Source organism: Companilactobacillus tucceti DSM 20183 (genome assembly GCF_001434665.1).
Lineage (GTDB): Bacteria > Bacillota > Bacilli > Lactobacillales > Lactobacillaceae > Companilactobacillus > Companilactobacillus tucceti.
Window position 1 is genome coordinate 1 of record NZ_AZDG01000014.1, and the last position, 20,899, is coordinate 20,899.

Consider the following 20,899-nt stretch of genomic DNA (forward strand, 5'->3'; position numbering starts at 1 on the left):
TCTTACGATTTCCACGTTCTGATCTTTTTTCTTAGGACTTTTGTCACAGCCTCTTTATTTAAATCAATTGTTGTTAACTACTAAATTGACTTTATTATCAAACTAATGACTAGTTACCTGAACCACCAGTAGCTGCTTTTGTCATAGCTGTTGGTGTTAATGTCCATGTAATAGGTGCCTTATATGATTGTGCTGTTGGTGTTGAACCATTAGCTGCATCTGCTGGAACTGTTAATTGAGCATCTGAGTTAGGTGTACCTGTTTGTGCTGCAAATTGGGCAATGATAGCACCATTATTATATGAACCGGCTTTAAGATTCATAACATCGTGATCTGTTTTATCTCCAGCTGTAAGACTTGCCTCAATTGACTTTTGTCCTTGGATAACATCTTTAGAATCTGTTGATGTTGTTAATTGTACTGGTTTCAATGCTAGAAGGAATTTACCAGTTGCTGGATTATCTGCGTCAGTAGTATAGAATGAACCTAATTGAGCAGAAACTGTAAATCCTGCTGTTGTTTTATCTGAATTTTGACGTGAGTCAGTTACTTGTAAAATACCTGATTGGTTACCATCATCTTCAATAGCTGAACTATTGTTTTGAAGATCAACTGTTGATCCAGCTGCGGCTGTACCAAATCCAAAATCAGGAACCTTATCTAAAGTTAAAATACCACTGATAACTGTAACGTTTGCATCTGATTGTGCAGTTGCTGTTTTAACATTACCTTCACCATCATCATAAGCAATTGCAAGACCTGGATTATCTGGATCATTTAATGAGTTAACGTCTTTATTTGTGTCACCTGTTGGTTTAACTACACCATCTGCACCAACTGTTGCTGATGTTGTAGCAGCTTGTGCTGTTAGTGATGGGGCAAATGCTCCTAATACGATACCTGCTGTAGCTAATGAGCCTACTAATACGTTTCTTGATAATTTCATGTTTGTTTCCTCCCTGATATACGAATTACTTTTTGTTTGATGTAACTTGATTACATATTGATAATACCAATAAAAATGCTTCTGTAAACTTCACCTTTTGTAAATGAAATTTATTAAAAATGGTATTTTTTGTAACCATTAAATCTTTAAAGCTTTACGAATTCTCTTCATGTAAAAAGCGAATAGACCAACCAACATAGATAAACCGACAATAACCAACCCTGTTTCATCGGCATCCCCTGTTTGTGGATACGATGATAGATTATTGATGTTTACTGATGGCACGTTATCTGATGACTGAGTTTTACTTGAATCCCCGTCTGTGTTATCCCCTGTATTATCACTTGTTACTAGTACGTGGGCGTTTGAAGGTCCTCCGCCATCGTCACTATCTTCAGCGACAACAGGTTGAGCACTATCAACGGAGCTTCCAGTAGAGTTCGCGGAATCGGCGATGACTTGATTTACCCCAAAGGCACCAACAACTCCAAAAACAATAACGGCAATCGCAAATAAACCGATCATTCGCTTTTTGACTGTGAGACTTTTACTTGATCTTCTTTTTTTCATATCAAAAACCTCTCATCAAAAATCAGTCTATTATCTCCTTACCAGAATTAAGTGTAACATGCATGTTATACCTTTAAATTCCGTTTTACTTAAGAAATCTTTTCCAAAAGTGGGAAACTAGGGTTTCAAAAGATAAAAATCTAAAGGCACTTTATTATCCGTCAGGAGAGAATTCTGATTAACTTGGTAAATAAATTTGAATTTTAGCTTGTTTAATAGATTTTTTGTGGGTAAATTGTCAGTTTCTACTGCTGCCCACAGTTCAATTAGATCTAATTTCTTAAATCCATACTCAATTAGTAAAGAAATTGCCTCACTGCCGATCCCTTTTCTTCGATAATCTCGATCAACAATGAAGCCAATTTCTCTAGTTTTTCTCAAATCAGCGGTCATTCCACGCTCATTTAATTCAATTATCCCTACCATTGAATTATTTTCCAGCGCAATCGCGTAACTATTTGGTAATTCTTGATACTTTTTAAAAAGCTCTTTGGCAAGATCTCTATTGAGCACAAACTCTAATCCAGCCTTTTTATGATTGTCCTCATCTTGTACTAATCGATAAAAGCTTTCAAAGTCTTCATCGACAAAATCTCGGATGATCACTTTTCTTCCTATTAAATGCATTTTTATTCCTTCATATGTAAAATTTGCTTAACTGAAGCACGCTTAGTTTGGATATCATTTATCTTACTTTCATTAGCATAACCCATTGCAATACCAACAACAATTTCTTGGTCTTGTGGGATAGATAATTCCTTTTTAATAATATCCGGATGGCTTACTAATGCATAAGCGGGAATAGTTCCGATACCTTTACTAGCTGCACTTAGCATCAATGTCTGCCCAAATGCACCCATATCATAAATTGTAAATTCACTGGCTTTTTTGTTAGTCGTTAAATAAATTACATACGGTGCATAGAATAGATTTTCTCTTGCTTCAACAAATTCAGGGTCGGAAGTTCCTTTGTCACCAACTGCATCTTCGACTGATTTAGACCATTCTTTGATATTATTCAATGATAATTCAGACCTATTATTACGATGTGGTGTAGACAAGTCAGGATTACCTGGAACATCGGATTTCTTAAAAGCCTTTCTGATTCTATTTAAACTATCTCCAGAGGCAATATAAACATCCCAAGGTTGTGAATTTTGCCAAGAAGGTGCACGTTGAGCATCTTGGATTATTTCTTCTATATTAATAGTAGAAACTTTCTTATTGCTAAACGAACGAATCGACTTTCTTTGATAAATTAAGTTACTATTTTCCAATGGTAATTACCTCCCAATAATCTAATTTCTAGGTTTTTACTTTTTTTTAATCTATAATCAAATTATAAACATTTGTAACAGGAAAGGTGTGGACAAGTATGGATTTAGATTTCAAAGGAGAAACAGTAACAACTTTGGGGCAACCTCCTCTAGTTGGTGAAAACTTCCCAGATTTCAAAGCATTAGATAAAGATGGCAACACAGTAAAGTTAAGTGATCTTTTAGATAAGCCTCTTTTGATAAGTGTCGTACCTGATATTAATACCCGTGTATGTAGCATTCAAACAAAGCACTTCAATACTGAAGTTGATGGTCATTCAGAGATTAATTTCATCACTATTTCAACTAACACGATCGAACAACAATCAAATTGGTGTGCAGCTGAAGGCGTTAAAAACATGAAGATGCTTTCTGATGTCGATCATGATTTTGGTAAAAATAGTAAATTATGGATCGAAGATAAAGATATCCTAGCTCGTTCTGTTTGGGTAGTTGATACAAACAAACAAGTTATCTACTCAGAAATTCTCAAAGTACAAACAAATGAACCAGATTACAACAAGGTATTAGATCAAATCGATCAAATGCATGAATAAAAATAAGGGACAAGATCACATAAAAGTGAACTTGTTCCTTTTTTATATCTAACGTCTTCGATGCTTTACAAAAGTAACAAAATGCAAAATGCATGCTAAAAGTACAAAGAAAATAACTGTGAAACTTATATAATTGATCCAAAAGTTATCAATCGGCATTATATTTTGCAAAGGAACTTGAATACCCATTGTAATTAAAGCCATAATAGCAATCATGAAAAATAGCTGAATATATCTTTTCAAAGTTGAGTCATCCTTTCTCTTCTTATGAGATATCTTGTGTCCATATTTAACTGCCAAACGTTTTTTCGCTTCAGGAATTTCTTTCATACCAAAAGTGCCAGGTAATACTATCTCACCTGTTTTAATAACTCCTGCAGCGCTCATTACTCGATCGATTGTCTTAAAACTTTCATCAGTAACTCCGGTTACAAAGTTTTCTAGTGGACTGACATAACAAGATGTAATACTCAAATAATGTTTATCTTTAAACTTGCCCGGAATTGTGTCACCATTTTCTTTAAAATAAACAAACTTAGGACGCATACAATCAAAGAAATTCTTCAAAACACCGGATAATTCACGCCAATATGTCGGTGCAGCAAAAACCCAAACATCACTAGACATTAGTTTTTCAGACAATTCGTCCAATACAGGATTCTTCTCATGGTATTTATGAGGTGTAATCTGATAATTCTCTAAATAAATGGTTTCAGTTTCAACGCCCTCATCCACATTCTTTAAGACTTCATCAAGCATTTGTGCATTCAATCCATGCTCTTGATGAGAAGCCAAAATGCCAAGAACTTTCATCTAATCCCTCCCTTTCACCCTATTATAATGAAATTCATATCATTGGTAAAAAGAATCTTTTGCTGATATGGTAGTTATAATAAGGAGGGTCTCAAATGAAAGTATTAATAATTGGAGCTCATGGTAAAGTTGGGCATTTATTGATTGGTGAATTACAGTCTAAAAATATCGACTTTGTAGCAGGACTAAGAAGTGAGGAACAAATAAAAGCCTACAAAGCTAACAATATACCTACACAATTCTTAGACTTAACTTCTTCTTTAGATGATATTACTAAATCTATCAAAGAATCAGGAGCCGATGTTTTACTATTCTCTGCTGGCGCTGGTGGTGCCGGTTCTGATTTAACCTTACAAATTGATCTGGATGGTGCCATTAAGACAATGATGGTTGCAGAAGCACTAGGTATCAAACGTTATATCATGGTCAGTTCAATCTTCAGTGACAATCGTGATAAATGGGATGCCTCAGGCATCAAGCCTTACATGATTGCTAAACACTACGCCGACGTTCATTTAAGAGGAACTGACCTTGATTACACAATTATTCACCCAGGCGTTCTTACTAATGATGAATCAATTGGAAAAATAAAATCCTTGGGCGAAAATGAATCCGGAAGTATACCAAGAATTGACGTTGCTAAATCATTAGTTGAAATATTGCAAAATCCTTCTACTATAAAGAAAGAATATAGCATTGCTAGTGGTGATGAACCTATTTCTGATGTTATAAAGTAAGTAGTTCAAAAATTTAAAATAATCACAACTTCTATATTTTTTTAACCTTCGGTTAAACGCGTGAAATATCGCAACTTCCTCCGTTTAACTTCAAAAAGCCTCCGTATTTACTGTGTAAATACAGAGGCTTTTAGTAGTTATACTCAGAAGCTGAGCGCGATATTTCACGCTCTAATTATCAAAAAAGTTACCCATAATTGACATTGTTGGTTGAATATTTATAAAGGCTTCAGGATCAATTCTAGAAACTGCATCTCTAACGAAGAATAATTGATATCTTGTTAGAACCATTGTTGCTGAACCGATTGGTTCTCCTGAATATCCACCTTGTAGGTGATGATCAAGTGTGACTCCGCGATGAACTGTTTTCAATAGTTCTTGAGAGACGTCGTCAATATGGTGTGAATAAACGGTTACGGTAATCTTTTGTTGTTGAATATACATCTTATCCACCAACAGATACGTAACGTAAATAGACACTATACTGTATAAAGCTAGCTCCCAGCCGAAAACAACTCCGGCAATCGAAAGAATAACGGCATTAACATAAAAACCTATTTCACCGACACTTTTTCCAGTACTCTTCTGGACTAATAGTGCGATAATATCCGTTCCACCGGTTGAAAAACCACAGCGGAAACAATACCCCGTACCAACACCAACCATGACCCCACCGAATACGGAAGCTAGCATTGGATCGCTTGTAATTGGATTTAACGGAATAAATTTAATAAAAAGTGTTGACGAGGCAACGGCGATTAACGATAAAACCGTAAACCTCCTACCTAATTTGAACCAAGCAATTAAAATAATTGGCACGTTAATAATAAAATACCATAAATAAACTGGGCTATTAATTTTGGCAAATTCAGCGAACAAGTTTGATATCAACTGACCTGCACCCATAACCCCAGCAGTATAAATTTTTGCTGGTTGTAAAAGCAATTGAATTCCTATAGCGGAAGTTATTCCAAAGAATATTGCTGCAAAGATGTCTCTTGGATAATTATTGAATTTCATGTTGAAATCACCTCCTATTTTTTTGCTAGCCTCACACACTATAGCTTAGGAATTTCCAAAAAACAATATACTTTTGGATTCTCACTAAATATTTTAATTTTTGAATCAAATAGATTATATTTTATATATAATCGAGTTATCAGGAGGTAGAAAAATGCAAAAAATCGGATTTATTGGAACCGGTGTCATGGGCAGTGGAATAATAAATAACCTGTTGAAAGCAAACTATCAGGTATCTATCTACACAAGAACAGAATCTAAGGCTGAACCTTTAATAAAAAAAGGTGCCAAATGGTACAATTCACCAAAAGAAGTCGTTGAAAATGCCGACATCATTTTCTCAATGGTAGGCTTTCCAAAAGACGTTGAAGATGTCTACTTTAATTCAGAAAAAGGTATCTTTAAAGATCTAAAATCTAATCAAACAATTGTTGATATGACAACAAGTACACCAACATTAGCTAAGAAAATCGGCGAAAAAGCTGAAGAAATTGGAGCTTTGGCATTAGATGCCCCTGTTTCCGGTGGAGATGTCGGTGCACGTGATGGAAAACTAACCATTATGGTCGGCGGATCTAAAAAAGCTTTCGATGAATTACAACCAATTTTTGAAATAATTGGCAAATCCAATCATTACTTTGGAACCTATGGAGCTGGTCAACATGCCAAGATGGCCAATCAAATCATGATTGCTGGAACAATGACCGGAATGACAGAAATGCTGGTCTACGCCAAAGCCGCAAACTTAGATCTTCCTTCTATTATAAAGACAGTTAGTGGTGGTTCTGGTGATAATTGGAGTCTAGAAAACTATGCACCTAGAATTTTAGATAGTGATTTTAAACCAGGATTCTTTTCAAAACATTTCTTGAAAGACTTAAGAATTGCGATAGATGAAAGTGAAAAGATGAAACTAAATTTACCTGCTACTCAAAAAGCAAAAGAACTATACGAAAAGTTAGTTGACGAAAAAGATTTAGGCAATGATGGTACACAAGCACTGGTTAAGTTGTGGTGGTAACTTTCCACTTCCGGTATTGAGTAATTCCACCTGTTGTGCGACCGACTTCAGCCAAGGTCTGAAGTCTCAATTTGAAGCTTTGCTTACGCAAATCTTCAAATCGTCGGTGGAGTAAGAACGCACGCGTTCAACTCCACTTTCACAACTGGTTACATTACTCAATACCTCCAGTTAAATATAATTTCTACATAAATAAATCCCCCTTTATATACAGACTATTAATAGTAACTGTATATAAAGGGGGATTAACTGTTTATTAGCCGGAGAGTGAGAAAATTCAGTCAGCCATGAATGTGGTGTTGGCCGCTTGTGGCCTTACACCACGGACGTATTTTGAGATTTGCGTTAGCAAAGCTCAAAATCGAGGTTCAAGACCTCGGCTTGAACCGGTCCTATGGCAGACTGATATTTTCTCACTCGGAGGCGGGCTTAATTATCAAACATCCCTACAAGTTCTTCGGAATCCAAATTTTGTTTGTCTTTGCCACTGACATCTAAAGTGATTTGACCATCTTGGACCATGATCAAACGATTACCGTACTTCAATGCATCAGACATCTTATGAGTAATCATCATAGTCGTCAGTTTTTCACGATTAACGATCTCATCAGTCAAATTCATAACATCCCGGCTAGTTTTGGGGTCAAGAGCGGCGGTATGTTCATCGAGCAATAGCAATTTAGGCTTACTTAAAGTTGCCATCAATAATGACAAAGCTTGTCTTTGACCACCAGAAAGGTACTTAACTTGAGTCTTCAATCTATCTTCAAGTCCCATATCAAGAGGCTTCAACAACTCTTGAAACTTTTCCCATTGTCCTTTTTTGTTATACCATTTTAAACTAGTCGTATTAACGTGGCTTTGTGCTAAAACTAAGTTTTCAGCAACACTGAGTTCACCAGCAGTTCCCATTTTAGGATCCTGGAAAACTCGAGACATCCAACGTGATCTATATGAAACAGATTTTTTGATAACATTCTTGTTCTCTAAATTAATTGAGCCTGCATCTGCTGACAAAGTGCCAGCAATCGTATTTAGTAAAGTGGATTTACCAGCACCATTGTTACCGATAACTGAAATAAAATCGCCATCATACACTTTTAAACTAACGTTCTTTAAAATGTGACGCTCATTCTCTGTCCCCGGAAAGAACACCTTTTGTAAATTTTGTATGTTTAATACTTCCGTCTTGCTCATCTTGTTCACCTTCCGCTAACTGAGATAAATACAATTTTAATTGTTTACGAGTTTTAAGTTTATTTCTAACAATTGGTACACATATAACGATAACTAGGATGATTGCTGATAAAATCTTTAGGTCATCTGGAGGGAATCCTAATCCCATCGCTACTGTTAGTAAGAATCTGTATAATACAGCACCAACTACCATAGCTGATAACCTAACTAAAATATTTCTACCGCGAAGGAAAATTTCACCAACTAAAACTGATGCTAAACCAATAACGATAGTTCCAATTCCCATTCCAATATCAGCATAGCCATTACTTTGAGCTATTAATGATCCTGATAAAGCAATCAAACCATTAGAAATGGTATATCCGAAAATAATCATTTTGTCAGTGTTAATTCCATTGGCAGCACTCATATCTTTATTATTACCAGTTGCCATTAAAGATAATCCCAAATGTGTCTTGAATAATAAGTAGAGTAATCCTATAACGATCACCACAATGACTGCACCCAATATAATAGTCTGGATCTCTGTTGCCCAGTCTGGTAAATAGTCAGTCAAAACTTTTTGAGTTAATAGAGGTACATTGGATTTTCCCATAATGTGCATATTAACTGAATAAAGACCTGTCATTGTCAAAATACCGGCTAACAATGATGGAATATGTAACTTGGTATCAAGCACACCTGTTACAAATCCGCCTAAGCATCCCGCTACAAATCCCATTAAAGTCGCTATGAAAGCTGATTGTCCATTTAACATCAAACTAATTGTCATTGCTGCACCGAAAGGAAAACTTCCTTCAGTCGTTAAATCGGGAATATCTAAAATTCTAAAAGTAATAAACACACCAATCACTAATGGTGCCCATAATAATCCTTGTCCTAAGCTGGATATTAGCATATTGTTTAGTGCTCCTTTTTAAGGTTTCTGAATCTTTGCTGGATCTAAACCAATTTTTTTGGCATTAGCTTTGTTTATGTATAAATGCAATGTCTTAGACTTTTCAACTGGCATATCTTCAACTTTTTTGTTTTCAACTAAAACTTTATAAGCCATCTTACCTGTTTGCTTACCAAGATCACGGTAGTTCAGACCATAAGTTGCGGTTCCACCATCTTGTGCCATTTCAATCGAACCAGTAACTACTGGCAATTTAGCTTCTTTAGCCTTTTTACCAATTGTCTTCATTGAACTTGCCATCAAGTTGTCTGTTGGAAGATAAATCCCTGCGACTTTACCTTTCATTCCATCAACGGCACTGGCAACGTCATTTGTACTTGTTACACTAACTACGTTCAATTTAATATTGTTTTTCTTAGCATATTTTTTAGCCATTTTTACTTGTAAAACAGAATTTTCTTCAGATGAGTTATATAAAATTCCAAGTGGTTTATTTGATTGGACTAAAGTCTTTAATAATTTAACTTGCTTTGTAACTGGTCCAAGGTCTCTTGTTCCAGAAACGTTTGTTTTAGGTTTGTCATTTGATTTAACTAAACCTGCTGCTTTTGGATCTGTTACGGCTGTAACTAAAATTGGTGTATCTTTTGTTTTCTTGCTTAAGGCTTGTGCTGCTGGTGTAGCAATTCCCAGCAATAAGTCGTTTTTCTTTTGAGTTAATTGTTGGCTCATTGAGTTCAAATTAGATTGATCTCCTTGAGCGTTCATGTAATTGTATTTTACTTTGATATCTTTATTGTGAGATTTAATTTCTTGATTCAATCCTGACTTGAATCCATCCCTTGCAGCATCTAGTGATCCGTGCTGAACTATTTGTAAAATTCCTACGTTCAAAGTTTTCTTATCAGAACTAGCATTTGACGAACATCCCGCCAAAACTAATACTGCCATCATCATTGTTATTAATCCCATTAAATATTTTTTCATATTCTTATCCCTCCAGAGAAAATAAAAAACCAGATGGATTACGAGAATCCATCTGGTTTAATATCGGGCCCGAATATTATTTCCAGATAGATTCAACTCGCATCTATCTGGCTTAGCGACATGCTTAATAACTTTATCCAATCAATAGATACGAACGCTGCGTGTGCGTTCGTATCCAAGAGATTGAATACAAACGCTATCTAAAGAAAAAGCTAAAGGCAAATTGACTATTTAAATGTTTCAGTTGAGTTTTTATCATAGCTAATTACCTTTCCCTTCATGTCTGTTTTTTATTATGTTTCCTAGTAAAACATTATCAGATTAACCTGTCAACAAATAATCTAATAATACGACAAGTTTATGAGTAATTTTCTAATGTTGAAAGTGCCTTCATTCCCTTATAGATAGGGATTTATAATAATTTTAAAAAAATTTCAAAAATAATAGGCACTTTTTAGTACCTATTGCACTTTAAAGTACGTAATTGTTTATTTATCCTAACTCCATATAATGTAACTCATGCTTATATTTCAACACAAAGGAGTTATCACATATGAATAACAAAGTATCATCAAACTGGATCCTAATGTCACTTGCTATCAGTGCCTTTGCCATTGGATCAACTGAATTTATCAGTGTTGGTATTATGCCTCTTTTGACTAATACCTTTAATGTTTCACTTGCAACAGGTGGATTGACTGTCTCAATCTACGCTACCGGAATCATGTTCGGTGCACCAATTTTAACTTTACTAACTAATAGATGGAACAGAAAAAAACTATTAGTCGGTATTATGATAAGTTTTGTAGTTGGTAATTTAATCGCCACACTTGCACCAACCTTTGGAATTCTTTTAGCGGGACGTGTAATTACAGCCTTATCCCACGGAATTTTTATGGCTATTGCTTCATTGATCGCAGCTGACGTAGTTGCACCTAATAAACGTGCATCTGCAATCGCCATTATGTTTACTGGCCTAACAGTAGCAACCGTTACAGGGGTTCCTCTAGGAACATTTATCGGTCAAATTCTAGGCTGGAAAGCATCATTTTTATTCTTAGTAATTCTCGGCTTAGTAGGATTAATAACTAATTTCATCCTTGTACCAAATGACTTGCCATTACCAAGACCAACAAGTGTCAAAGGTATTTGGAAAATATTAAAGCAACCTCAATTACTATTGATTTTGATTATTACTGCTTTAGGTTATGGAGCAACCTTCCCAGTTTACACTTACCTAACAACGATTTTGAATAAACAAATGCAATGGTCACAAGCAGCTATTGTTGTAATTCTAGTATTTTATGGTTTAGCCGTTGCTGTCGGTAATACACTTGGTGGAAGATTTGCTAATACAAATCCATTAAGTGCACTCTTGAAAATGTTCATCGGTTTAGGAGTTGCTCTTCTATTGATGGAATTCACTATGAATATGCACTACCTTGGATTATTAGCTGTATTAGTTATGGGATTATTCGCCTTTATGAATGTCCCTGGATTACAACTTTATATTGTCCAACTAGCTGAGAAATTTACCCCAAATGAAATTTCTTTAGCCTCAGCTTTAAATATTTCTGCTTTTAATGTCGGAATTACTTTTGGATCATCACTTGGTGGTCAAGCTGTTAGTGCCGGCCAATTAGTTAACACACCTTGGATCGGAATAGGTATGATTTTAGCTAGTGTTATTTTGACAGCTGTTTTAATGAAACTCGGAAACAAAAATATTGTTTCTAGTGATGACCTAAAATTGCAATCAGATTGCCAAACAAAATAATAATGGTAAGATATCATTACTGAAATAAAGGACTGGTGAATTAGATGAAACAAGCAGTTTATAATATTGGCGTTGAAGCTACTATGAATATTATTGGCGGAAAGTGGAAACCTATTATTCTCTGCCATCTTAAACATCAAACAATGAGAACTGGTCAATTAAGACGGGCCATTCCAAATATTACGCAAAAAATGCTGACACAACAATTACGTGAATTAGAAGATGATGGTATTGTCAGTCGTAAAGTATACAGCCAAGTTCCACCTAAGGTTGAATATTCACTAACAGATTACGGTGAAAGCTTGAATCGTATTCTTGAAGCACTTTGCCTTTGGGGAGAACACGATATTGAACTTAGAAAGCAACGTGGTGAAAACATAATTTTATTAAATAGCGAAAATGTTGAGCCTGATGAAATACCTTATGTAGACTAAAAAATCCTTGGATTTGCTTTATTGCAAACTCAAGGATTTTTTTAATACAATTTTTTAAATACTATCAGAAATATTCCAAGTTATTTTACCGCTATAACCACCTGGATTAGTAGTTGGGCTAAGTTTCAATTGCCAATCACCAACACCGATGTAGTTAGTTAGATCTTGATTGCCAGTAAAGGAATCACTTCTGATTTTGGTTCCCGTTGCATCAACAGATTGCCAAGTTCCTGAATCAGTCGCTGAACTCTTTCTTTGCTTTAAGAATAGCAATCCTGTATCTGCTGAAGGATTTAAAACAGTTCCTGTAACAGGATCTTTTAGTTGTGTACTTGCATCATTATTATCATAACTAACAGTTACATCATAAGGATTTCCACTAGAATTATTAACAGCTAGTTGTCCCTCTGTACTTATATTAGATAATGTCTTCTCTGTACCAGCCATATGTACTGTCCCAAAATCAATTTTAGTTGGAATAGAAGTAAATCCTACTAAATTTTCGATGTTAACTTCTGTTTGATTAGTCGTTAAAGTACCTAGACTTGTTCCAGAGCTAGTTTGACCACCTGATAATGTTGCATCGTTATATGACGTTGAGCCAGCATTTCCAGTTATTGTGGCAGAATAAGTAACCGTCACAGAACTTCCTGGTTTAAGATCATATAGTATGATCGTTCCTCCATTTACAGAAGAAGTATAGGATGCACTGCCATCACTAAATGTAAATGTGGCATCCCCCTTGGCGGTTAAACCATCAGGTAGTTCAGTCCTAAATGAAGCTTTTCTGCCTAAAAATGAATCGCTACTATTCGGCAAAACAGTATAAGTATTCTTAAAATCTACCGTATCGCCATTAGCACCTTTAGCGGTCGTACCCCAATCGGAGTCTTTTGAATTCTTTATTTCTTGAGTAAATGAATCCTTGTAGGGATTACCCTCTACAGGTATATCTACAGAAGCGGAATAAGTCTTTATAACACCTCCGTCTGTATTTGGATCTGTACCAATAAAGTCACCTGTATTAGTTATCTTCGAACCATCGGCGTTAGAATTTATCGTTGCTTCAAACGTTATATCAGCTGATTGACCATCACTTAACACTAAATTAATCGGAGCATTCAAAGTCCTAGTTGAAGCATCGTATGCTGAAGAGTCAATACTAGTAGTTGTACCATTCTGATCAATTTTCTTAATTGAATTAGGATCAATTTGTAATCCATCCGGGATTTTATCTTTTACACTAGAAAAATTCCATTTACTACTATATCCATAATTACCTAATTTGAGATCAAATTTTAACTTATCGCCAACACGATTTTTACCATCATTGCTGGTCTCGTTGGTATAACTCTTTCTAGGTGTGGGTACTGAATATGGTGATTCCGTAACTCCCATGCCTGAACCAAAGTGCGCTGTGTCACCAACTTTTAAGTCTGTAACATAAGGCCATACTAGAGTATAAGCACTATCCTTTCCGCTAGATAGACTAGTTCCGTAACTATTAGATTTGACTTCATCACCTGTTCCTTCAATAGTTTTATCACTAAATTTACCTAACCAGTTCATGTACCCATTGGTATAATCTTGCCCAGTATACTTGCTAAATCCATCTGGAACATTGTTACTTACCATTAACTTATATGCCCCATCTTCAATGTATATACCATGTTTATTACCTAAATCTTTTACACGAACAGTATCAAATTTTCCTAATTTTGTATCCTCACCAAAGAACACTCCAAAAGACTGTGGAGATGTACTTACATTTTTTACAAATAATTCTCTTTGTACAAAAGCCGTATTACCGGGTGATACTCTAAGAAGTAGTTCCACTATAAATTTATGAGTACCATAACTATCTGTCTTACTATAGTTACCCATTATTTTAGAGACCTGATTATCATTGGCGTCAGTACCTGTGTAATATTCCTTGTTAGTCAAATTCATTAAAATAGAATAGTCTTCGGCATTGATCCCATTAGATCCTTTATCTGTCTTAGAGAAAACTATTCCAAAATCTGCTGAAGATAACGATACCTTACTTGGATCAGTATTATTAGTTGTACCTGATTGGAAAACTGAACCAATATAGGTGCCATTATTATTCAAAAATATATTCATTTTTGAGTAACTAACATTATTAGCACTAGAATCAAATATCTTACTTTGGGTAGTGACGGTATTGTCATCACCCTTAGTTACATTACCATTGCTATCGTTGGCCAATCCAAAAGTATATCCTAAGGACAATCCATTACCAATCTTCTTTTGTCCTACAGTTGATCTACTAGTATTAGCACTCCAATCTGTAATACCATCATCAATTTGTCCATTCAAAGCCGCTTTAACATCTTGACTCATTCCAGAAATCCCAAAAATAATAAACAATGCAAAGAAGAATGATAAGATGAAGGACTTCAGATATCCGTTTCTTCTCATAAAGATTCTCTCCTCAACAATTACTAAAATATCTTATATTTTTTATATTAATTCTATTTGAAAACGTTTCTATTTCTATTATATAAAGATATTTATCTATCATGACATCATTTATTGTAAATTATTCTTTCAAAATGAGTTTCACTTATTATTTGACAAAACAAAAAGCGCTTTACTTCACATATGTTGGACCAACAATGTTGAAGTAAAGCACTTTTTAACTTGTTTAAACTTAAATAGTTCGAGGCCATTTTGAAACGTCTTTTTGTGGCAAAACCATCAATATAATCAAAGCTAGTGAATCCATAAATGGTATAACAAATAATAAAACCCACCAGGCCGACATATTTAGATCATGTAATCGTCTAATTGTAGCTGTAAAAATTGCTATTAAATAATAGCCAAATGTCATGGCAAATGCTACTCCCATAACAGCACTCCAATAAAAACTTCTCAATGACAAAAAATTCATCAAAGCCGCAAAAATAACCATTAAAACAACTGTTAAAATCGTCATTCCCAGCATACCCCACCAAAAATCAGCACGACTAATTCGTTTTGCACCAATAAACATATCTTGAAAATACAATTTAGTTGAATTTAAAATTCCTGGCTTAGTACTTTCATTCCAAACTGAATCATTCATTTTAATTACTTCCTATATGTAAATTCCTATAATAAAACCTAATATACCAAAAATGTAGGTCAAACTAAAATATAACAAACAACTAACATAACGTTTTTGAAACCACAGCTGACTTAGTTCCATGTTAAATGTACCAAAAGTAGTAAATCCCCCACATATTCCGGTACCTAAAAATAATAACATTCTTTTATTGGTAACAGTTGATGTTAGATAGCCTAATACAAAAGATCCTAAAATATTGATGATCAAAGTCATAAATGGGAAGTCTATTTTAATTTTTCGAGAACTCTGTGTTAAAAAGTTCCGAATATAAGCGCCAAATGCGGCACCGATTCCGACTAATAAGGAATTTATCATAGCTTCCTCCTTGCTAAATCACGAAAGGCCTGTGATGCAGCCCAGTAATTTCCAAGGATTGCTAATAAAAATCCGCCAACGATCGTTAGTAATAAATATAATGTTAAATATCCCCAACTATTACTTTGAAAGAGTCGATATGTATCAGCCGTGAATGTTGAAAAGGTTGTATAAGACCCAAGTAAGCCTGTACTAAGAGATAGAATCGTTTGCGCTGATAAGTTATAACGGTCCTGCAAATAATGTATTAAAAACGGCAGTAATAGCGCTCCAGAGAGATTAGCCACGATTGTGCCCAAAGGAAAGTTCCCACCAGTACTAAAAATCAATCCCTCAACATATCGCAGATTACTACCTATAAAAGCTCCAACGAAAATAATTAAAAAGGTTTTTACTTCTTTGATGAGCTATCTCCACCTCTCAAAATTCTAAAAATAAAGAGTGGGACAAAACATGTTCAACTTTCAAGTATTAAGGCAAATGGCACCAGAAATCCGATTTTGGATTGCCGGTGCCATTTGTTTTAAGCGGAAAAAGTTGTATTTTGTTCCAAACTCTTTTTGTATTTCCTAACTTTTATAGACTAAATGCGTAACAAAAGGCTGCAACCTGCACATAGCTACGAACCACAAATGATTAATGGTGCCAATCATTCGTGATTCTAGGCTATGTTCCGGTGGCAAAACACCTTTTGTCACACTCTTTTTATTTCTTATCTACGTCATGTCCGCCAAATTCATTACGTAAAGCGGCAACAACTTTTCCTGTAACTGTATCATTTTCAAGAGAACGATAGCGCATCATCAATGAAGCGGCGATTACTGGTGTTGGAACTTGTAATTTAAGTGCCTCTTCTAAAGTCCACTTACCTTCACCTGATGAGTGCATAACGCCACGAATTTCATTTAATTTAGGATCCTTTGAAAAGGCTGATTCAGCTAATTCCATCAACCATCCACGGATAACTGAACCATTTGACCATACTTTGGCAACTGCTTCGTTATCGTAGTCGAATTTACTATGTTCCAAGACATCAAAACCTTCAGCGATAGATTGCATCATACCGTATTCAATACCGTTATGAACCATCTTTAGATAATGACCACTACCAGCTTTACCTGTGTATAAATAACCATCCTTTTGAGCAATTCCTTCAAAAATAGGTTCAATAATCTTAAAGGCTTCTTTGTTGTCACCACCGATCATGAAGTTTCCATCATGATTAGCACCTGACATACCGCCAGAAGTTCCTGCATCAAAGAAAATAATACCTTTTCCTTTTAGAATATCGTTATGTTTTAGTGAGTCTTCATAAAATGAATTACCACCATCAATAACAATATCGTCTTTTGACAAAATGTTACTTAATGTATCGATAGTTGCATTAGTTGGCTTGCCAGCTGGCAACATAACCCAAACGATTTTTTGCTTTGGTAACTTATCTATAACACCTTGTAAATCGTCAGCTACTTCAGCACCCAATTTTTGTGCATCCTTTTTGGCATCCTCGTTTAAATCAAATGCTACTACTTCGTTATTATTTCTGATTAAATTTTCGGTCAAGTTGATCCCCATCTTGCCGAGTCCGATCATTGCTAGTTTCAAAGTGAATCCTCCTAAGTTTTTACCAATCAACAATTATACGCAAAAAAAGCAGGCATGACAATTTGCCTAACCTACTTATTTGACGAATCTATTCCACCAATGACCCTTTTTGTCATCTTTAACTTGTTCATTAACACGTTCTTTTAGTTCAGTAGTTTTTTCTTCAGACTTTTCATTTTTAGTCTTAAGTGTTGCATTTTTTGATTCCAATTCTTTATTAGCTGACTTTAAATCGGCAACTTCATTTTTTAGTTGTTCAATAGTTGCTAATTGTTTCTTATTTTCAGCCTTTAGATCAGCAATATCTTGTGCCAAATGATTGTCATCAGCTGCTTCAGTTTTTTCTTTACTTGGATAAACTTTTTGTGCTGCTAGATCCAAAGTCATTTTTGGTTCATGACCTAAATCTACCATTTTCTTAAAGTCACCCAAATTTTCAGAAGTATACAAGCGATTATTCTGACTATTGCGTTCAAAATAATTGGCGTTACCAGTTGTATGTTCAACGATCAATGAATATTTTCGTAGCGTTGCAACACTGATCCCCAATTCTTTTGCAGCTTGTGCAGGCGTTAAAAAGTTTTCATTCTTTACATTACTCAAAAGTATTTCCCCCAGATCAATTCATTCTTTCATTATAAAAATAATCATTTAGGAGTTCAACCACAAATATTGCATTAAAACAACTAATTGACTAGTTCGTTTTCTTCAAACTACATTTTATTATTAGAATTGGGTATACTATAGATAGTAAATACATTGCAAATGAGGTTATGAAAATGAAGAGGTCACGGTTACTTATTAGTTGCGCGTCCTTACTGTTACTCTTTTCCGTTGCAGCTCCTACAACGGTACAAGCAACCAGTAATGTAACGACTAATATTTCTGATTTGTATAGAACTTATTACAGTCCAAGTGAAATCACTAGAATTAAGCAGCTTCAACAGACATATCAAAACCTTGATAATGATCTTTACAATAAGAGCAATTTATTTACGACGGCTCCAAATTTGACCACTGATGGAAGCTTTTATCCAGGAACTCTTAGTGGTAATGCAATTAATGGTACCGTTAGTTGGATAAATTATTATCGTGAATTATCAGGATTAAGTCCGATCACTTCTAAAGAAGATTCTAACTATACTTCACAAATCGCTTCTTCAGTAATGGCTGTTTCTAATTCCAATCCATATATTAGCCAACATTTCTTAGCTAATACAGCTAGACCTGATAATATCAAAGATATTTATTGGCATCAGGCCGTTTATGGAACTGGATACGGTAATTTATACTTTGGATATCCAAAAACCATCGGTGATCCTGTTCGTGAATTGATTTTTGATGACACTGATATTGAAGGTGCTAATACAGGTCACCGTGCTTGGTTGTTGTCACCTAGACTTTCATCAGTTGGAGTCGGTATTGCCATTGGTAACTACGGACGACAATATGAAACGATTTTTGTTAACAACCCAACCGATATTTACAATCAGGCTGAAAAGTCAGTCGTAACTTATCCATATAATCTTTTCCCTGTTGAGGAATTGACTAATAAGTATGGAGCTTTGATCCCCTGGTCCATTACTTTCGCTGATCAAAATAAAAATATTATCACCGACCAAACGACAATTACAGTTGAAAACTTAACTGATGGATCATCTGGTATAACAACTCCGTTATCTGATAGATCATATGCATACTTGAGTGACGTTATCGCCTATATGCCACCAAAGAATATTGCCATAAATGATCATTCAACTTATCGTGTTACAATTAACAACTTAAATTCTGAAAGCGTTCCTAGTTATAGTTATACTTTCAAAACCTTTTCAGAAACAGCTAACGGATTAGGATATGGTTACGCTAATCAATAAAAGCCGACAATGTCGGCTTTTATTGATGTTATAGTGTTATAATCCAACTTACATAGAAAAAAAGGGGAAATTAAATATTGTCAAGTTCTGCAATTACAGCTAACTTAATTATTATTCTAATAACATTTATCTTCGCTTTCTTCTTTGTTGCTGCTGAGTTTGCTTTAGTACAAACACGACCCAGTCAACTAGAAGATGCAATTTCAAAAGGCGAAGGTAATCAAAAGAAATTAAAACGTGCTTTAATGATGGTCAATAACCTAAACGAATATCTATCAACAACACAAGTTGGTACAAGTATCGCTGGTATTATTCTAGGTTGGATCGGTGAAAGTACTATAGAGTATTTATTAATAGATTTATTCGGTTTGATCCATCTATCAAGCGGTGGCGGTTTACATATCGTTGGTTCTGTTGTTGGTGTTTTGTTACTAACATACTTAGAAGTTGTTCTAACAGAAATCGTACCTAAAAACGTCTCTATTGATATGCCAATGCGCATGTTAATGATCGTCGTTACACCAATGAGAGTATTCCATCTAGCAGTTTACCCATTTGTCTGGTTACTAAACGTTTCTGCTACAGGTATTATCAAGTTAATGGGATTAAAGCCTGCGGATTCTGAAAATGAGATATTCTCACAATCAGAAATTCTCAGATTATCCAAATCATCAGTTCATGGTGGTGATATGGATCAAAACGATGTTGTCTTCATGCAAAGAGCCTTTGAATTAAATGACAAGGTTGCTAAAGACATCATGGTGGATAGAACTAGTCTTTATGTCGTAGACATTACTGATAAAGTCAAAGATGTCTTAAAAGACTACTTACAACAAGGATTCTCAAGATTTCCAGTTGTCGCTGATAACGATAAAGATAAAGTTCTAGGTTATGTTTATGCTTACGACATTGTCCGCCAAAATCAAGTTGATGGTGATATTGGAATCAGCCGTGTTTTAAGATCAGTTAATACTGTTCCCGAAACTATGCCTATTCAAGATATTTTGTCGAAGATGATCAAAAAACAAACACCTATCGTCGTAGTTGTCGATGAGTATGGTGGTACTAGTGGTATCGTTACTGATAAAGATATCTATGAAGAATTATTTGGTACCGTTAAAGATGAAATCGATGATGTTTCTGATGAATACATCGTTAAAAATGAAGATGGCAGCTATAATGTATCAGGTAAGACAACACTATATGATTTTGAAAGATACTTCAAAACCGATATTCCTGAGTTTCAAGAGTCAGATATTATTACCGTCGGTGGGTTCATGATCGAACAATATCCTAATATTGACCAAGATTTTGAATTCAACATGTTAAACTTCCACTTCAAAGTAGCTGAGTTTGATCACGGTTTTGTTAACTGGTTCAAAGTTACAGTTGATAAAAAAGCAGTAACTAAACAAGATAACTTAGCTTCATTAACTGATGTAGATGACTTAAAAGAAGAGCAATAAAAAAAGCAATCTAATGATTGCTTTTTTTATTGTCTTTTTTTGGTTCTTTATCAATTTTAGTTACTTTTTAATGAGGTAGTAAAAAAATCAAAGAATAAACTAGCCGGAAGGAGCAAGAAAATTGGGCCGCTGTGAAGGTGGTGTTAGGTCGGTGGTTTTCCGGCCTTACAGCACAGGATGACTTTTGAAATTCGCGTACTTTGCGAAGTTCAAAATCAAGTTCGTAGACCTTGGCT

General features: G+C 35.0%; 22 protein-coding genes. 7 read left to right on the forward strand and 15 right to left on the reverse strand.

Annotation, left to right across the window (positions count from 1 at the left end; translation table 11 throughout):
• Window positions 1-109: 109 nt before the first annotated feature.
• The 4 genes from FC72_RS06870 to FC72_RS06885 form a co-directional block, all read right to left on the reverse strand.
• Complete coding sequence (locus FC72_RS06870) at window positions 110-946, reverse strand: WxL domain-containing protein (RefSeq protein WP_057766123.1); 837 nt, start codon at window positions 944-946, stop codon at window positions 110-112.
• Window positions 947-1,084: 138 nt separating this feature from the next.
• Window positions 1,085-1,516, reverse strand: coding sequence for an LPXTG cell wall anchor domain-containing protein (locus FC72_RS06875; protein ID WP_057766126.1), 432 nt, complete (start codon window positions 1,514-1,516; stop codon window positions 1,085-1,087).
• 117 nt (window positions 1,517-1,633) lie between these two features.
• Window positions 1,634-2,143, reverse strand: coding sequence for a GNAT family N-acetyltransferase (locus FC72_RS06880; protein ID WP_057766128.1), 510 nt, complete (start codon window positions 2,141-2,143; stop codon window positions 1,634-1,636).
• A gap of 2 nt (window positions 2,144-2,145) precedes the next feature.
• Window positions 2,146-2,793: a nitroreductase gene (locus FC72_RS06885; RefSeq protein ID WP_057766130.1), complete on the reverse strand. Its 648-nt coding sequence runs from the start codon at window positions 2,791-2,793 to the stop codon at window positions 2,146-2,148.
• A gap of 98 nt (window positions 2,794-2,891) precedes the next feature.
• Here FC72_RS06885 and tpx point away from each other — a divergent pair, with 98 nt between their 5' ends.
• The gene (gene tpx / locus FC72_RS06890) at window positions 2,892-3,389 is read left to right on the forward strand and encodes a thiol peroxidase (RefSeq protein WP_057766132.1); all 498 of its coding nucleotides are present in this window, start codon (window positions 2,892-2,894) and stop codon (window positions 3,387-3,389) included.
• Between the two features lie 48 nt (window positions 3,390-3,437).
• Here tpx and FC72_RS06895 read toward each other — a convergent pair whose 3' ends face one another.
• Window positions 3,438-4,202: a flavodoxin family protein gene (locus FC72_RS06895; protein ID WP_057766134.1), complete on the reverse strand. Its 765-nt coding sequence runs from the start codon at window positions 4,200-4,202 to the stop codon at window positions 3,438-3,440.
• A 95-nt stretch (window positions 4,203-4,297) separates the two neighbouring features.
• Here FC72_RS06895 and FC72_RS06900 point away from each other — a divergent pair, with 95 nt between their 5' ends.
• Window positions 4,298-4,939, forward strand: coding sequence for an SDR family oxidoreductase (locus FC72_RS06900; RefSeq protein WP_057766136.1), 642 nt, complete (start codon window positions 4,298-4,300; stop codon window positions 4,937-4,939).
• A 171-nt stretch (window positions 4,940-5,110) separates the two neighbouring features.
• Here the strand turns inward: FC72_RS06900 and FC72_RS06905 are convergent, their stop codons facing one another.
• The gene (locus FC72_RS06905) at window positions 5,111-5,959 is read right to left on the reverse strand and encodes a YitT family protein (RefSeq protein ID WP_057766137.1); all 849 of its coding nucleotides are present in this window, start codon (window positions 5,957-5,959) and stop codon (window positions 5,111-5,113) included.
• A gap of 154 nt (window positions 5,960-6,113) precedes the next feature.
• On the opposite strand from FC72_RS06905, the gene FC72_RS06910 reads away from it, so the two are divergent.
• Entirely contained in the window at window positions 6,114-6,980 is an 867-nt protein-coding gene (locus FC72_RS06910) for an NAD(P)-dependent oxidoreductase (RefSeq protein ID WP_057766139.1), read from the forward strand.
• Window positions 6,981-7,409: 429 nt separating this feature from the next.
• Here FC72_RS06910 and FC72_RS06915 read toward each other — a convergent pair whose 3' ends face one another.
• From FC72_RS06915 to FC72_RS06925, 3 genes are read right to left on the reverse strand one after another with little or no spacing between them, the layout of a single operon-like run.
• Window positions 7,410-8,177: an ABC transporter ATP-binding protein gene (locus FC72_RS06915; protein WP_057766142.1), complete on the reverse strand. Its 768-nt coding sequence runs from the start codon at window positions 8,175-8,177 to the stop codon at window positions 7,410-7,412.
• On the reverse strand, window positions 8,110-9,075 hold the full coding sequence (locus FC72_RS06920) for an ABC transporter permease (protein ID WP_057766144.1): 966 nt from the start codon (window positions 9,073-9,075) through the stop codon (window positions 8,110-8,112). Before FC72_RS06920 ends, FC72_RS06915 begins: the two co-directional genes overlap by 68 nt.
• Window positions 9,076-9,093: 18 nt before the next feature.
• Complete coding sequence (locus tag FC72_RS06925) at window positions 9,094-10,062, reverse strand: ABC transporter substrate-binding protein (protein WP_057766146.1); 969 nt, start codon at window positions 10,060-10,062, stop codon at window positions 9,094-9,096.
• A 553-nt stretch (window positions 10,063-10,615) separates the two neighbouring features.
• On the opposite strand from FC72_RS06925, the gene FC72_RS06930 reads away from it, so the two are divergent.
• Window positions 10,616-11,839: an MFS transporter gene (locus FC72_RS06930; protein WP_057766148.1), complete on the forward strand. Its 1,224-nt coding sequence runs from the start codon at window positions 10,616-10,618 to the stop codon at window positions 11,837-11,839.
• A 44-nt stretch (window positions 11,840-11,883) separates the two neighbouring features.
• Window positions 11,884-12,273: a winged helix-turn-helix transcriptional regulator gene (locus FC72_RS06935; RefSeq protein WP_057766150.1), complete on the forward strand. Its 390-nt coding sequence runs from the start codon at window positions 11,884-11,886 to the stop codon at window positions 12,271-12,273.
• Between the two features lie 54 nt (window positions 12,274-12,327).
• Here the strand turns inward: FC72_RS06935 and FC72_RS06940 are convergent, their stop codons facing one another.
• From FC72_RS06940 to FC72_RS06965, 6 genes are all read right to left on the reverse strand, one after another.
• A complete protein-coding gene (locus FC72_RS06940) occupies window positions 12,328-14,715 on the reverse strand; it encodes an isopeptide-forming domain-containing fimbrial protein (protein WP_057766152.1) in 2,388 nt (795 codons plus the stop codon).
• Window positions 14,716-14,947: 232 nt separating this feature from the next.
• The gene (locus tag FC72_RS06945; protein ID WP_057766154.1) at window positions 14,948-15,361 is read right to left on the reverse strand and encodes a DUF805 domain-containing protein; all 414 of its coding nucleotides are present in this window, start codon (window positions 15,359-15,361) and stop codon (window positions 14,948-14,950) included.
• 12 nt (window positions 15,362-15,373) lie between these two features.
• Window positions 15,374-15,718: a fluoride efflux transporter FluC gene (locus FC72_RS06950; protein WP_235805160.1), complete on the reverse strand. Its 345-nt coding sequence runs from the start codon at window positions 15,716-15,718 to the stop codon at window positions 15,374-15,376.
• Window positions 15,715-16,122, reverse strand: a complete 408-nt coding sequence (locus FC72_RS06955) for a CrcB family protein (RefSeq protein WP_057766155.1) — start codon at window positions 16,120-16,122, stop codon at window positions 15,715-15,717. Before FC72_RS06955 ends, FC72_RS06950 begins: the two co-directional genes overlap by 4 nt.
• A 301-nt stretch (window positions 16,123-16,423) precedes the next feature.
• On the reverse strand, window positions 16,424-17,323 hold the full coding sequence (gnd, locus tag FC72_RS06960) for a phosphogluconate dehydrogenase (NAD(+)-dependent, decarboxylating) (protein ID WP_057766157.1): 900 nt from the start codon (window positions 17,321-17,323) through the stop codon (window positions 16,424-16,426).
• A gap of 75 nt (window positions 17,324-17,398) precedes the next feature.
• Window positions 17,399-17,926, reverse strand: coding sequence for a MerR family transcriptional regulator (locus FC72_RS06965; protein ID WP_057766159.1), 528 nt, complete (start codon window positions 17,924-17,926; stop codon window positions 17,399-17,401).
• A 176-nt stretch (window positions 17,927-18,102) separates the two neighbouring features.
• Between FC72_RS06965 and FC72_RS06970 the strand changes: the two genes are divergently transcribed.
• Together FC72_RS06970 and FC72_RS06975 are read left to right on the forward strand one after the other, a co-directional pair.
• Entirely contained in the window at window positions 18,103-19,197 is a 1,095-nt protein-coding gene (locus FC72_RS06970) for a CAP domain-containing protein (protein WP_057766162.1), read from the forward strand.
• Between the two features lie 77 nt (window positions 19,198-19,274).
• Window positions 19,275-20,663: a hemolysin family protein gene (locus FC72_RS06975; protein WP_057766164.1), complete on the forward strand. Its 1,389-nt coding sequence runs from the start codon at window positions 19,275-19,277 to the stop codon at window positions 20,661-20,663.
• The last annotated feature ends 236 nt before the right edge of the window (window positions 20,664-20,899 follow it).

What these genes read in the sequence shown, in the direction of transcription:
- FC72_RS06870 (WP_057766123.1), bottom strand. Translation starts at nt 946, where the DNA reads ATGAAATTATCAAGAAACGTATTAGTAGGCTCATTAGCTACAGCAGGT.
- FC72_RS06875 (WP_057766126.1), bottom strand. Translation starts at nt 1,516, where the DNA reads ATGAAAAAAAGAAGATCAAGTAAAAGTCTCACAGTCAAAAAGCGAATG.
- FC72_RS06880 (WP_057766128.1), bottom strand. Translation starts at nt 2,143, where the DNA reads ATGCATTTAATAGGAAGAAAAGTGATCATCCGAGATTTTGTCGATGAA.
- tpx (WP_057766132.1), top strand. Translation starts at nt 2,892, where the DNA reads ATGGATTTAGATTTCAAAGGAGAAACAGTAACAACTTTGGGGCAACCT.
- FC72_RS06895 (WP_057766134.1), bottom strand. Translation starts at nt 4,202, where the DNA reads ATGAAAGTTCTTGGCATTTTGGCTTCTCATCAAGAGCATGGATTGAAT.
- FC72_RS06900 (WP_057766136.1), top strand. Translation starts at nt 4,298, where the DNA reads ATGAAAGTATTAATAATTGGAGCTCATGGTAAAGTTGGGCATTTATTG.
- FC72_RS06905 (WP_057766137.1), bottom strand. Translation starts at nt 5,959, where the DNA reads ATGAAATTCAATAATTATCCAAGAGACATCTTTGCAGCAATATTCTTT.
- FC72_RS06910 (WP_057766139.1), top strand. Translation starts at nt 6,114, where the DNA reads ATGCAAAAAATCGGATTTATTGGAACCGGTGTCATGGGCAGTGGAATA.
- FC72_RS06915 (WP_057766142.1), bottom strand. Translation starts at nt 8,177, where the DNA reads ATGAGCAAGACGGAAGTATTAAACATACAAAATTTACAAAAGGTGTTC.
- FC72_RS06920 (WP_057766144.1), bottom strand. Translation starts at nt 9,075, where the DNA reads ATGCTAATATCCAGCTTAGGACAAGGATTATTATGGGCACCATTAGTG.
- FC72_RS06925 (WP_057766146.1), bottom strand. Translation starts at nt 10,062, where the DNA reads ATGAAAAAATATTTAATGGGATTAATAACAATGATGATGGCAGTATTA.
- FC72_RS06930 (WP_057766148.1), top strand. Translation starts at nt 10,616, where the DNA reads ATGAATAACAAAGTATCATCAAACTGGATCCTAATGTCACTTGCTATC.
- FC72_RS06935 (WP_057766150.1), top strand. Translation starts at nt 11,884, where the DNA reads ATGAAACAAGCAGTTTATAATATTGGCGTTGAAGCTACTATGAATATT.
- FC72_RS06940 (WP_057766152.1), bottom strand. Translation starts at nt 14,715, where the DNA reads ATGAGAAGAAACGGATATCTGAAGTCCTTCATCTTATCATTCTTCTTT.
- FC72_RS06945 (WP_057766154.1), bottom strand. Translation starts at nt 15,361, where the DNA reads ATGAATGATTCAGTTTGGAATGAAAGTACTAAGCCAGGAATTTTAAAT.
- FC72_RS06950 (WP_235805160.1), bottom strand. Translation starts at nt 15,718, where the DNA reads ATGATAAATTCCTTATTAGTCGGAATCGGTGCCGCATTTGGCGCTTAT.
- FC72_RS06970 (WP_057766162.1), top strand. Translation starts at nt 18,103, where the DNA reads ATGAAGAGGTCACGGTTACTTATTAGTTGCGCGTCCTTACTGTTACTC.